Genomic DNA, 13112 nt, shown 5'->3' on the forward strand with positions numbered 1-13112 from the left:
TCACTAAATGCAATCTTTACTTTGGGAGGGGCCTACCATACGCATATTTCCGGTAGAAGCCCCAGGGGCTGAAATATACGTATGGTAGGCCCCTCCCTGGAGTTGATTGATTTAGTCAATGGTTCGCACGAAGGCGATTTCCTCTTTACAGAATTTTGTTTCTTTCCCACTCAGCAAGGCTGCACAGCCGATCAGATTTCACCCGCATCATCTCAGCATTTTATTGTTTTTTTTTAGCTATTTGGTTATTATATGTCATCAGCATTGCGTTGAGTCATCATAAAATAACCGAATAAGAAAATGAATAAATACCAAAATATTTATCATGTCTTTAACCCGTCAACAGCTGTACGATCAAATACGTGCATCCTCTAAAGAGGAATATATACTGGAAGAAATGACGCGCCTGGGATTCTGGCCCAGAAGTGTTGGACAACCTGCTCCGGCAGTAGCGCTCATCCGCAAGGAAGGAGAATTACACCGGCAGCTGAATGAACTCCTGGCCGAAAAGCAAAAATACCGCAACAGAAGGTTGTTGCTGGAAGACATGCGTAAAGAACGCATGGCCAAAGCGAAATTAAAAAGGGTAGAAACCAAAAAACGCCGGGAAGAAGCAAGGGTAAAACGCGCGGCAGAATGGGCGACGGAAAAAAATCTGCACATCGTTTATCTTGGGGAAGAAGTATCCGCAGGGTTAAATAAAGTAATTCCTGATACCACACAACTGGAGAAATTTGGTTTGCCGGTATGGTCCGATGCAGTGGCATTAGCCAACGCCATGGGCATTACCATAGGTAAACTGCGTTACCTGTCTTTCAATCGTAAAGTAGGTCACCATACCCATTATCAGCGTTTCCAGATCCCTAAAAAATCAGGTGGTACCCGCGTGATTTCTGCCCCTATGCCACAGCTGAAAGCAGCTCAACACTGGATACTGGAGAATATTCTCTATAAAATAAAAACCAACGAATCTGCTCATGGCTTTGTGCCGGGTAAGTCTATCGTTACCAATGCTGCCCCGCACATCGGACAGGATATCGTTATCAATGTGGATCTGAAAGATTTCTTTCCTTCTATCGAATATAAAAGAGTGAAAGGCTTATTCTGCAAGCTGGGCTATGCAGAACAGGTGGCCACCATCCTGGGACTGATATGCACAGAACCGGAAGTAGATGAAGTACTGTTGGACGGCCGCAAATATTATGTGGCTAAAACAGCGCGGCATCTTCCACAGGGTGCACCTACCAGTCCGGCCATCACTAACCTGATTTGTTATAAATTGGACCGGCGTTTTGCAGGACTGGCGGCAAAATACGGTTACGCCTATACGCGATATGCGGATGACATGACTTTCTCCGCCAAAGGAGCTGCCGCTGATAAAGCAGGACAATTATTACGCGCCGTAAAAATGTTTGTAAAGGAAGAAGGATTTACCCTTCATCCTGACAAGCTAAAAGTGATGCGCCGCGGAGATAAACGGGAAGTAACAGGTATCGTAGTGAATGAAAAGCTAAGCCTGGACCGTACTACCTTACGCAAGTTCCGCGCACTGTTACACCAGGTAGGACACACCGGCTTATCCGGTAAAAGCTGGGGGAAAGGAAAAAATATTATCAGCAGCATGGAAGGCTACGCCAACTTTGTTTATATGGTGAAGCCGGACCTGGGAGCAAAGCTGAAAGCCACGCTGGCAGCCTTGTTGCAAAGGGAAGATATTAAAGCAGAAGCCCGTAGCATCTGGACCGGTGAGCAGTTGCCACCAAAGGAAAATGGTGTATCTGCAATAACCGGCGCTCCGGTAAATACTGATACAATAACATCAGCATCCGCCACTTCGCATAGCATAGACGGAACTGCTGGTCAAACACCTCAGGCCGCCCCCGGAAATCCGGCAGGCGATAAGCCTACCGCTTCGGACAAACCCTGGTGGGACGTTCTGTAAAGCACGTACCTGACATAGAAAAGGCCTTGCGTATTTGTCTTCCTGAAAATTATTTAACAGGAAGACAGCCACGCAAGGCCTTTAATATTTTTCAGGCGATGTGCCGACGACAGCACCCGATAGTGTAGTATCAGTTACAACGGCTGACGCATGCTCATTTAGTAATAACAGCTCATTGTATAGTTACCGGTGGTGTCGCTATGGACAACACCGGTTGAATAATTACAGGTTATACCCCAGTGAAATATAGTACTGTGAACCAATGGTTGGGTTACCCCATGATTGAATATATTTCTTATTCAATAAATTCACTGCACCCAGTTTCACGGTTGTTTTTGCCTTAGGGAAAAATTTGCTGACCATCGCGTCAAGCGTACCAAATGCAGGTATCTCGCTCAGCGCAGCCACATTTACTGCAGGGCCTACAAAAGAAGACTGCCATATGAATGACTGTTGCCATTTCCATAGAACGTTGAAAGCAAAATTTGAATTGGCGATGTTACGATTGCCGAAATTCAGACTGTAGCGCACTTTAGGAGTGTTATACATAGCGAGGAAAGAACCGAGGTCTTTGGCGTTAGTCAGTTCATTATAGGATACGTTACCTCCGAAGGTGAAATTGAGTGGCAGACTGTAATCCAGGCCAAGCGCCCATCCCCATGAATGCACTGTTTCCTGCGCACTTACCGGAACAGAGAATACGTTCCTGGTAGTAGCACTGGTAGGTTGAATGAGTACCTGGACCCCATTCATGTTTTTGAAATCATTTTTATAGACATAAGCATCGATCAGCAGTTTCTTTGCCACCAGTGCCTTGTATCCGATTTCGTATGCCTGTATTTTTTCCGGTAAAAACTCATTAAAAGTGTATTGTTTAGGAGCACCAGCCTGCACAGATTGTAAGGAATACACCGGACCTTTGTCGAGACCATAACGTTCCCGCAGGAAAGGCAAGCCACCGATCAGATGTGCCTGTGGTGTTACCAGGTCTATGTATTGATCCTGGTTATGTGGAATGCGGAAACCTGTCTGATAGGAAACACGAATGTTTTGTGTTTCGAGGAAAGTATACACTGCTGATACACGCGGACTGAACTGACCTTTAAAGTTCATGTTCTTATCGTAACGTACGGAACCTGTTAGTTTGAGGTGGTCGTTGATCAGTTTTTTCATGATCTGTACATATCCACCATATTCGTTGATGCGGAACTCTTTGCCGTTATCATCCAGCGCAAATAATGTCTTTTCAGAATTCAGTGCGTAGCGGCGATAGTTACCACCAACCAGGATTTCGGCGAAGTGTACAAGGTTGTGGAAGTTGTACATGAACTCAGCCTGATAAAGATTGGTTTTATCAGTGAATTTAGCACCTACACCACTGGCATCTCCTGGGATCGCCTTGTTTTTTACTTTATCTGCAGCGGCATCAAATTCTGGCGTGCCTGGAAGTAGACGGCCTTTGTCTGCAATGCCTCTGGCGGTCGCGTTGTAGGTATCCCGTTTACCATTTACAGCAGCCTGGGCTGCTGCCAGTGCAGCTGTGGGGGTAGCTCCACCCTGTAAAGCGGCACCATAGGCCTGTGCAAAGTTGGTGATGGAGTTGGTAGCGTATGTGCCGAAATATTCGCCATACCATTGCTGGCTGCTCTTCCAGGCTTCATTGATACCGGAAGCCAGTGTACCGCCGGCATAGCTGTCACCGGATCTTTCCTGGGTAGTGTATAATCTTACATAGAAGTCCGGACTTTTCAGCTCCACTTTATACTGGCCCATATTGAAATTCTTCAGGGAGTAGCGATCGGCTCCGGTGTACACGGTGGTACCGGCACCATAACTACCTTGTATGAGGGCTTCCAGGTTTTCCGTGATCTTATAGTGAAGGGCACCATTCAGTTTCAGGTTTTTGGTAGTATAGTCCACCACATCGGCTTCATTGTAGCCGGTACGGGTAATACTACTGCTACCTGCACCCGGAATGGCAGCGTTCAGGATTTGTTGAGGTGTTACTGTACCACCTAACATGCCTGAAACCTGCGCCAGCTGTGTGGCGAGGGGGGATCCGGGAGTGGCTGCCTGCGCTGCCAGGGTGTTATACATATTTACGGTATTTTCATCTCCATAAATATTTACCCCATTGTATCCTTCATTATTGGCGCGGGTACCGTCCTGCAGCGTATGTCCGTTAGCGAGACTCTGATCACGGTGATCATATGCCTGCCAGTCCTTCGCCTGCAGATAACCGATATTTAATTTAAACGCCACTTTGTTATTAAAAGCATGTGCATAGCGTACAGATACGTCATAAAAACCGGTGGTGGCATCGGTTCTGCCGTTATCATTCAGGAAGCCGGTTTTTACCTGTGCACTTACGCCCTGGTATTGAAAGGGATTTTTACTGGTCATCAGCACAATACCATTGAGCGCATTGGGTCCATAGAGGGCAGATGCAGCGCCGGGTATGAGTTCTACGTTGTCCAGGTCCAGTTCAGGAATACCCACCATATTACCTACGGCGAAGTTAAGACCGGGGGCCTGGTTGTCCATACCATCATTCAGCTGTAGTACACGTGTATTACCATTGCTGTTAAACCCGCGGGTGTTCACAGATTTGAATGTTAAACTCTGCGTACTCATTTCTACGCCTTTCAGGTTGCCGATAGCATCATAAAAGGAAGGAGCGGGAGAGGCTTTCAAAGCACGTGCATCCAGTTTCTCAATGGATACTGGTGATTGCAGAATACTTTCCTGCACACGGCTGGCAGCTACCACTACTTCCTGGCCGAGGGTTTCTGTGGTGCTGAGTTCTACTTCCACTTTCTCTGCGGCAGAACTGATTTCTCTTTCTTCCGTTTTATAGCCCACATAGGAAAATACGAGGGTCAGCGGAAAGGAATGGGTAGTTTTAAGGGTAAAGGTTCCTCCGCTACCGGTAATAGTGCCGGACGTAGCACCTTTAATACTTACTGTAGCACCGGGTAGCGCGTTGCCACCTTTTTGATGTACCACCCCATTAATAGTCGTAGGTGTTTGCGCTGAAATTACCTGGGTAAGGGATAATAAAAGCAACAGGGAGCCCCATAAGGCTTTGATAAAAATGCTTTTCATACTCAGTGGAGTTTTAATGGGTTTAGATTTGGTCAATTTAAATATACCGAAAAAAAATTGGTTTTAATGGATTGGTAAAAAGGGATTAAAATAAAAATGCAGCGGAGTTTTCCGCTGCATTTTTATTAAACGTATATCGCTGAAATACAATTACTGTTTACTTCATCCATTCCTGCAGGATGCCGCCGATTTTTTCAAATTCTATGAGGAAGCCATCATGGCCATACGAAGAATCGATTTCATGATAAGTTGCATTTGGCAGGTAGGCTGCCATAAACTGTTGTTCCTCCGGTGGGCACAAAATATCACTGCTGATGCCTATCAGGAGCGTTGGTTGTTGAATATGGGAAAGGGTAGCGGTAATATTTTCATGGCGTCCACGCGCTATATTATGGCTGTCCATAGCTTTGGTGAGCAGCCAGTAAGTTTGCGCATTAAACCGTTTTACCAGTTTATCGCCCTGGTAGTTGATATAGGAAGAAGCCCGGAAATGATCTGTCTTTTCCTTGTCCTCATCAGATTGTGCCCGTACAAAGGTATGGTAGTTACGATAGGTAAGCATTCCAATGGCCCTTGCTGCTTTAAGACCTTTAGCCCCGGCACTATGACAATCGTTTTGCCAGGTGTCATCGGCTTCAATGGCCAGCCGTTGCGCGGTATGAATAGCAATGCCCCAGGCGCTTTCGGCAGCCCCGGTGCACAACAGAAACAGGCGGTCAGTAACTCCTGGTTCAATGAGTGCCCATTCGAGGGCCTGATATCCGCCCATGGAGCCACCAATCAGCAAATGGATACGTGGAATCTGCAGGTGTTGTCTTAATAATACATGTGCCTGTACCATATCCCGGATGGTGATGGCGGGAAAGCTCTTATACCAGGGCTTCCCGGTTTCAGGATTGATGGTATGCGGGCCGCTGCTGCCATAACAGGAGCCTATAATATTCGCACATACGATAAAATGCCTCGCCGGATCTATCGCTTTGTCTGGTCCTATTAAACCTGTCCACCAGTCAGCTACATCGCTGTTTGCCGTTAAGGCATGACATACCCATACCACATTACTGCCATCCTCATTCATAGTACCATAGGTATGGTACGCGATGTGTAATCCTGGTAATACCTGACCGGACTCTAACCGGAATGCTGCTTTACTGTGAAATACCTTTGCCGACAATGCTTCTTTGAATTTGCGCAAAACTACAATATTGGTATTAAAAATTACGAATTAGGAATTACGAATTACAGATTGCTGGTGACGGATGGCCGTAATTTGTAATTCGTAATGGTAATTGATTTATTTATCTTTGTTGAAGAAACACAATAATCATGAAGATAGCATTACAAAGAGTAGACGACGGATTTAATATGGAGGCGGTAGATGAAGGCGGCCATAAAGTACTGATGGACTCATCTCTGGAGAATGGCGGTAAGAATAACGGGGTAAGACCTATGCAGATGGTCATCATGGGCCTGGGCGGTTGTTCGGCCATTGATGTGATGATGATCCTGAAGAAACAACGCCAGGAGGTAATTGATTTCCGCATTGAAATTGAAGCGGAAAGAGAACAAGGCAAAGAACCTTCTCTCTGGGAATCAGCCCATCTTATTTTCCACCTCAAAGGTAATATCGATGCCGATAAAGCTGCTCGTGCAGTAGAATTGTCTATGAACAAATACTGTTCTGTGGCGGAAACCCTGCGTCAGGGTAAAACAAAACTGACCTGGGAAGTGAAATTGAACGCATAAACTGCTGTAATTACCATATCCATGAGCAAAGACAGAAATCAATACCAACCGGATACCAATGCTGTAAGAATTCAAATACCCAGAACTGATCAGATGGAACACGCTTCACCGATGTTCCTGACTTCCAGTTTTTGCTTTGATAATGCAGAAGAAATGCGCGCTACCTTCGCGGATGAAACCGACTTTAATATCTACAGTCGTTTCAGCAATCCGAACGTAGACGAGTTTGTACAGAAGATGTGTGCCCTTGAAGGAGGAGAAGCTGGTTATGCTACTGCTTCCGGGATGAGCGCTATTTTCGCCAGCTTCATGGCCCTGCTCAAAGCAGGCGACCACCTGCTGTCTGCCCGCTCTATCTTCGGATCTACCCATACCGTTATCACGAAGTTCCTGCCTAAATGGGGAATTGAAACTTCCTATTTCGACATGACTGATCCTGCCGGCATTGAAGCGATGATCAAACCTAATACCCGGATGATCTTCGTGGAAACACCCTCCAATCCCGGACTGGAAATCATAGACCTGGAACTGCTGGCAGGTATTGCCAATAAGCATAATATCATTCTGAACGTAGATAACTGCTTTGCTACCCCCGTGTTACAAAGGCCCATCGCTGCCGGTGCGCACCTGGTTACGCATTCCGCTACCAAATGGATAGACGGACAGGGACGTGTACTCGGAGGCGTGGTAGTAGGTAAAAAAGAACTGATAAAAGAGATCCATACTTTCTGCAGAAGTACTGGTCCGGCGATGTCCCCGTTTAATGCATGGGTGCTGAGCAAAAGCCTGGAAACGCTGTATGTAAGAATGGAACGTCATACGGAAAGTGCGCTCAAACTGGCGCAGGCACTGGAAAGCAATCCACACCTGTTGTCCGTAAAATATCCTTTCCTGCCCAGCCATCCTCAATACGCCATTGCTAAAAAGCAAATGAGCGGGGGCGGTGGTATCGTTTGCTTCGAATTGAAAGGAGGCCTGCAACAGGGCGTGAAATTCCTGGATTCGCTGCAACTGTTGTCACTCACCGCTAACCTGGGAGACAGCCGCAGCATTGCCTCTCATCCGGCCAGCACCACCCATGCAAAACTCAGCGAGGAAGAAAGAGCTATCGCAGGGATTACACCCGGTCTGATACGGATTTCTGTAGGTCTGGAAAATATTAAAGATATTCTGGAAGATATAGAACAGGCGCTGGAGAAAAGTAAATAAAAATCATTGCACACAGCTGACTAAAAGTAAAGGATGCTCTCTTCCATGGAGCTTACTTTAGTCAGCTGTTGTTATAAGACAGGTACTGTAGTGAATCAGTCTTTTTCTGTAAATCAATAAAATGGTGTTTTCATCCACCATCTTTCAAAGTTTAAAAAACGATTCCCTTATTGCGATTAGCCCCCGCATTTTTTGAACTTTTCTACTTATATTAGAATAATGAAATCCTTTGTACATTTTCTCTTCATCCTCATCGCGGCTTACGTAGCCGGTATGGTATTACCCTGGTGGAGTGTAGCCCTCGTGGCTTTTCTTGTCACCCTGCTGATGCCCTTATCTCCCGCCAAATCTTTTTTCAGTGCCTTCCTCAGCATATTTGTGTTGTGGATGATCCTGGCATTTTATACAGATGTAAGGAACGATCATATCCTGGCGAACCGGATGAGTGAAATGATTCTGAAGGTACGCAGTGCACCCCTTATGGGAGTAGTAAGCGCCTTCCTGGGAGCGCTGGTAGCAGGGTTTGGTGCAACTACAGCTGCGTTCCTGAGAGCGACCAAAAAGCCTGCAAACAAACCTGCCTGATTACTTATCATGGCTGTTAAAATTCTGATAAAACAGTTTACCAGATAGGCTGGTAAGCCGTTCGCAGTTACATTTGGGACTATGATGAAATACCTGTCTGCCCTGTTTTGTATTTTTATTATTTCCGGTTATTGTCAGGCGAATGTGATCAAAGGCCGCGTAATGGACGGAAAAGATCAGCCACTTCCTTTTGCTACTGTATTTATTAAGGGAACCACCATCGGCACCACCACGAATGCTGCCGGACAGTATCAGCTGGATCTGCCAGCAGGACAGTACACCGTCGTTTGTCAATACATCGGATATAAACGGACAGAACTCCCCATTAACGTTAACGCCCCTACGCAATCGCTTGACTTCCGGCTGCAACCGCTTAATATGCAGATCAAAGAAGTAGTAGTGAAAGCGAATGGAGAAGATCCTGCCTACGCCATTATACGGCAAGCCATTAAAAAACGACATGTCTATCAGCAACAGGTAAAAGAATATACCTGTATGTCCTACATCAAAGGCACCATCGGGATGATGAATGTTCCCGGAAGGATTTTGGGACAGAAGATAGATAAGGAAGACATGGGGGTAGACAGTACCGGCAAAGGCATGGTATTTCTCTCTGAATCAGTCACTAAAATATCCGCCCGGCAGCCCGATAAAATAAAACTGGAAGTCCTCTCTTCCCGCCAAAGTGGCGGCGGTATGGGTTTGAGCTTTCCTGCGATTATTAGTTTCTATAATAATAACGTAGCCGCTGTCAGTAGTCAGATGGGGCCTCGCGGATATATTTCTCCCATTGCCGAAAATGCGCTCGCCTACTACAAGTACCAGCTCGAAGGGGAGTTTATCGAAGATGGTAAAACGATTAACAAAATAAAGGTAATACCACGTCGCAAACAGGAACCTTTGTTTTCAGGATATATTTTTATTACGGATGGAGACTGGCGCATTCACAGTACGGACTTAATTCTTACAAGTGAGTACCAGCTGGAACTGATAGATACACTCGTGATACGTCAAACGCATGTACCCGTAACGGCAAACGTGTGGCGGGTAAAGGACCAGGTGCTGCGCATTGCTTTCAATAAATTTGGTTTCCGGATGGGTGGCACATTTGTAAATGTATATTCGGATTATAATGTGCATCCCAATTTTCCGCCGAAGTTTTTTGACAATGTGTTCATGAAATATGATACTGCTTTTGATAAACAAAAACATGCCTATTGGGACAGCATCCGCCCGGTACCACTGGAACCAGATGAGGTAAAAGATTACCACGTAAAGGACAGCACCGCCCAGGCCGCCCGGGATTCCTCTTTTTCCCGCTATCACCTGGACTCATTGAAACAGCAACAAAAGCGTGTCAAACCCATGAGCATATTGTGGAATGGGGTAAAGCATAAGTATTATTTTCGCCGCGACAGTAGTATTCAGTTTCATGCACTCAACGTAAGGGGACTGGCGAAATCGCTGAAATATAATACCGTAGAAGGTCTTGCACTCGCTGTAGAACCTGAGCTGATCATTAATACCGGAGAAGAAACCAGTTTACGCATCGCTCCTTATTTGAGATACGGTTTGAGCAACACTCACCTGAACGCCTATACGGAAATTGATTTTATAAACAACAGCCGGATCCGCAAACGCTTTGGACAAAATACCTGGACGCTGGCAGGAGGGAAGCGTATTTCCCAGTTTAATAAGGATAATCCAATTGACAATATCACCAATGAGTTTTATACCCTGTTCCTGAAAGAGAACTATATGAAGCTCTACGAAAACTGGTTCGCAAATCTGAAGTACAGCCGTACATTTCAGACAAATGACCGGTTAGCTGTTGGTCTGARTTATGAAAGCAGGATGCCGGTGGAGAATACCACCGACTTTGTGTTCTTCAAAAATGATAAGAAAGCATTTACGCCCAATCACCCCTATGAACTGGCAAATGTACCTTTTGAAAAGCACCAGGCCTTAGTGGTAGATATGAGCTTTACGTTTCAGCCGGGGCAACGGTTTATGGAGCTCCCGGATCGGAAAGTCCCTTTTGGCTCCAGGTATCCGACCTTTAGAATTGAATATAGTAAAGGAATTCCGGACATTGCCAACAGCATCGTTGATTTTGATAAATGGAATTTTTCCGTGCAGGATAATATGAACTTTAAACTTCTTGGTGAATTCCGCTATCATATCGGCGTGGGTGGTTTCCTGAACGACCGTAATGTGCAGATACCCGATTACCAGCATTTTAACGGCAACCAGACTTTTTACAACATCAAGTACCTGAATAGCTTTCAGCTGGCGCCGTACTATCAGTATAGTACCACTGCCGCTTTTTACACGACCGCCAATGTGGAGCATCATTTCAATGGATTACTCACCAATAAAATTCCGTTGTTTAACAAGCTTAAATGGAACCTGGTAGCGGGTGCCAATGCTTTTTATGTAAATGGAGATAATAACTATGTGGAAGTATTCGGTGGTATTGAAAATATTATGAAGATGATCAGGGTCGATGTGGTAGCCGGTTATCAGAGTAAAGAAGATACCCGTATAGGTGTTCGGGTAGGATTTGGAGGGATTCTGGGTAACGTCGTTAAGTTTAAAGTCGACTGACAATGATGCCGGGGATTTCGTTACCACCTGTAATAGCTTGCCAGGTAACAAAATCCCCGTATCTCAACACACACTGACCTGGTTAGAATTTCACTGATTTCTTTCTGCTACTTTTCAACTCCTTCTTCTCATCAAAGAAATAAGCGAGTAATCTGTAAATCCAGATACCAACTACTGCATAAATAAAGTAAGTAATGTAAATACTCATAAAATAACATTTTCGGGTTAAACAATATTGCTTCTCTATATCAATTTTCAAAAAGGGTGCCAATCGGGGTTGTAACTTAAAAGCAAAGTTATATACAATAATTATCAAATAGTTATAAAATCAAAAATATTTTTTTGGTGCTAAATGAACTTTTGGTTGACCGTTTACGTTAGTAAGATAATCATATTTGGACAAGCGCAGTGCACATTTTACTCACACGTACGTGCCAAATGTATCGTCATCTTTTGAATTATCAGCTATGAGAAAAATAGCCCTCTACGCGCTGTTGGCAGGAATTATCCTCGCCGCAGCTGCTTACATTACGGAAATGAACGACCTGCCGGGAGCAGTGGAACTGAGAACCCCCGGTTTTGTAGGTTACATCTTCATTATCAGTGCTATAGCCTGGTTTTCTCTACAAGTCCTTTATAACTGGAGTAAAGAGGCAGACCCTTACCACTACTGATATTCCTGGATTTTTGCTACCTTTGCGCCCTGATCAGCTGCTCTTTTATAATTAAAGAGGGCTTGATTGAATTTTGTTCACTAGAGCAAGTGTCCTTAAAATTCAGGTGAATTATGGCATTACACAACAGAGTATCCGCCGCCGAGTTGAAACAACGGCTGGCAATGGAAACATTTAAACGCGTGACTGTTTCTTTCTACCAGTACGCAAAAATCCCCGACCCGCAATTATTCCGCGATCAATTGTACGCATCTCTCTTTCAGCTGGATACATTTGGACGCATCTATGTAGCACATGAAGGAATTAATGCCCAGGTGAGTGTCCCGGCGCATCATTTTGAGGCATTTAAGCAACAGTTGTATGCTATCGATTTCCTCAACGGCATCCGGCTCAATATCGCGGTAGATGATGACGGTAAATCCTTTTTTGTCCTTAAAATCAAAGTCCGGGATAAAATTGTAGCAGATGGCATCGAAGACCCCTCGTTCGATATGGCCAACCGTGGCCGGTATGTGGATGCTAAAACGTTCAATGAGCTTACAGCCGATCCGGACACTGTGATCGTGGATATGCGGAATCATTATGAGTATGAGGTGGGACATTTTGAAGGCGCCATAGAAGTACCATCAGATACCTTCCGCGATCAGCTGCCTATGGCAGTAGATATGCTGGCAGATCAGAAAGAAAAGAACATCATTATGTACTGCACCGGTGGTATCCGCTGTGAAAAGGCATCTGCCTACATGTTGCACAATGGGTTTAAAAATGTATTTCACCTGGAAGGTGGTATCATTGAATACACCAACAAGGCAAAAGAACAAGGGTTACCGGTTAAATTCAAAGGCAAAAACTTTGTATTCGACGACAGGCTGGGAGAGCGTATCAGCGATGATATTATCAGCCATTGCCATCAATGCGGTGAACCTTGCGATACACATACCAACTGTTTAAATGATGGTTGCCATCTTCTGTTTATTCAATGCGAAGCCTGCGCGAAAAAGTATGATGGCTGTTGTAGTGAATCCTGTCAGACGGTACATGCACTGCCGGCAGAACAACAGGCGGAAATGCGTAAAGGTGTAGAGAAAGGATTGATGTTTAATAAATCAAGACGCAGACGAATGCAGGAATAAAAAAAATCCGCCCCGCGTTGTATCTTCTCGGCAGGGCGGAGTAGTTGACCATAAAATTGAATCGGCCGGAGTGATCTGGCCTTTCCTTTTTTATGACCATTCTATCAACCT

At 45.1% G+C, this 13112-nt stretch carries 10 protein-coding genes; 7 read left to right on the forward strand and 3 right to left on the reverse strand.

Features of this window, described 5'->3' with window-relative positions:
- Window positions 1–325: 325 nt before the first annotated feature.
- Window positions 326–1942 carry a reverse transcriptase family protein gene (locus tag AB4Z08_RS27765; protein ID WP_441577048.1) on the forward strand — a complete coding sequence of 539 codons (1617 nt, stop codon included), beginning with the start codon at window positions 326–328 and terminating at the stop codon, window positions 1940–1942.
- 222 nt (window positions 1943–2164) lie between these two features.
- On the opposite strand, the gene AB4Z08_RS27770 is transcribed toward AB4Z08_RS27765, so the two are convergent.
- On the reverse strand, window positions 2165–5047 hold the full coding sequence (locus AB4Z08_RS27770; protein ID WP_441577049.1) for a TonB-dependent receptor: 2883 nt from the start codon (window positions 5045–5047) through the stop codon (window positions 2165–2167).
- A gap of 157 nt (window positions 5048–5204) precedes the next feature.
- Window positions 5205–6242: a homoserine O-acetyltransferase MetX gene (gene metX, locus AB4Z08_RS27775; RefSeq protein WP_441577050.1), complete on the reverse strand. Its 1038-nt coding sequence runs from the start codon at window positions 6240–6242 to the stop codon at window positions 5205–5207.
- Window positions 6243–6373: 131 nt separating this feature from the next.
- On the opposite strand from metX, the gene AB4Z08_RS27780 reads away from it, so the two are divergent.
- The 4 genes from AB4Z08_RS27780 to AB4Z08_RS27795 all read left to right on the forward strand — a co-directional run bounded on the left by AB4Z08_RS27780 (window position 6374) and on the right by AB4Z08_RS27795 (window position 11194).
- Window positions 6374–6793 (forward strand): OsmC family protein, encoded by a 420-nt coding sequence (locus AB4Z08_RS27780; RefSeq protein ID WP_441577051.1) that lies wholly within the window; start codon window positions 6374–6376, stop codon window positions 6791–6793.
- Window positions 6794–6814: 21 nt separating this feature from the next.
- Window positions 6815–8002: an O-succinylhomoserine sulfhydrylase gene (locus AB4Z08_RS27785; RefSeq protein WP_441577052.1), complete on the forward strand. Its 1188-nt coding sequence runs from the start codon at window positions 6815–6817 to the stop codon at window positions 8000–8002.
- 219 nt (window positions 8003–8221) lie between these two features.
- Window positions 8222–8587, forward strand: coding sequence for a hypothetical protein (locus tag AB4Z08_RS27790; protein WP_441577053.1), 366 nt, complete (start codon window positions 8222–8224; stop codon window positions 8585–8587).
- 81 nt (window positions 8588–8668) lie between these two features.
- Window positions 8669–11194 carry a DUF5686 and carboxypeptidase regulatory-like domain-containing protein gene (locus tag AB4Z08_RS27795; RefSeq protein WP_441577054.1) on the forward strand — a complete coding sequence of 842 codons (2526 nt, stop codon included), beginning with the start codon at window positions 8669–8671 and terminating at the stop codon, window positions 11192–11194.
- An 82-nt stretch (window positions 11195–11276) separates the two neighbouring features.
- On the opposite strand, the gene AB4Z08_RS27800 is transcribed toward AB4Z08_RS27795, so the two are convergent.
- Window positions 11277–11402, reverse strand: coding sequence for a hypothetical protein (locus tag AB4Z08_RS27800; RefSeq protein ID WP_291923810.1), 126 nt, complete (start codon window positions 11400–11402; stop codon window positions 11277–11279).
- 259 nt (window positions 11403–11661) lie between these two features.
- On the opposite strand from AB4Z08_RS27800, the gene AB4Z08_RS27805 reads away from it, so the two are divergent.
- Complete coding sequence (locus tag AB4Z08_RS27805) at window positions 11662–11868, forward strand: hypothetical protein (protein ID WP_441577055.1); 207 nt, start codon at window positions 11662–11664, stop codon at window positions 11866–11868.
- A 113-nt stretch (window positions 11869–11981) separates the two neighbouring features.
- Window positions 11982–13001, forward strand: coding sequence for an oxygen-dependent tRNA uridine(34) hydroxylase TrhO (trhO, locus tag AB4Z08_RS27810; RefSeq protein WP_441577056.1), 1020 nt, complete (start codon window positions 11982–11984; stop codon window positions 12999–13001).
- The last annotated feature ends 111 nt before the right edge of the window (window positions 13002–13112 follow it).

Origin of the sequence: Chitinophaga sp. RAB17 (genome assembly GCF_052114225.1) — a bacterium.
GTDB lineage: Bacteria > Bacteroidota > Bacteroidia > Chitinophagales > Chitinophagaceae > Chitinophaga.

Coding starts and splice junctions, on each gene's coding strand:
- AB4Z08_RS27765 (WP_441577048.1), top strand. CDS start 326: ATGTCTTTAACCCGTCAACAGCTGTACGATCAAATACGTGCATCCTCT.
- AB4Z08_RS27770 (WP_441577049.1), bottom strand. CDS start 5,047: ATGAAAAGCATTTTTATCAAAGCCTTATGGGGCTCCCTGTTGCTTTTA.
- AB4Z08_RS27780 (WP_441577051.1), top strand. CDS start 6,374: ATGAAGATAGCATTACAAAGAGTAGACGACGGATTTAATATGGAGGCG.
- AB4Z08_RS27785 (WP_441577052.1), top strand. CDS start 6,815: ATGAGCAAAGACAGAAATCAATACCAACCGGATACCAATGCTGTAAGA.
- AB4Z08_RS27790 (WP_441577053.1), top strand. CDS start 8,222: ATGAAATCCTTTGTACATTTTCTCTTCATCCTCATCGCGGCTTACGTA.
- AB4Z08_RS27800 (WP_291923810.1), bottom strand. CDS start 11,402: ATGAGTATTTACATTACTTACTTTATTTATGCAGTAGTTGGTATCTGG.
- AB4Z08_RS27805 (WP_441577055.1), top strand. CDS start 11,662: ATGAGAAAAATAGCCCTCTACGCGCTGTTGGCAGGAATTATCCTCGCC.
- trhO (WP_441577056.1), top strand. CDS start 11,982: ATGGCATTACACAACAGAGTATCCGCCGCCGAGTTGAAACAACGGCTG.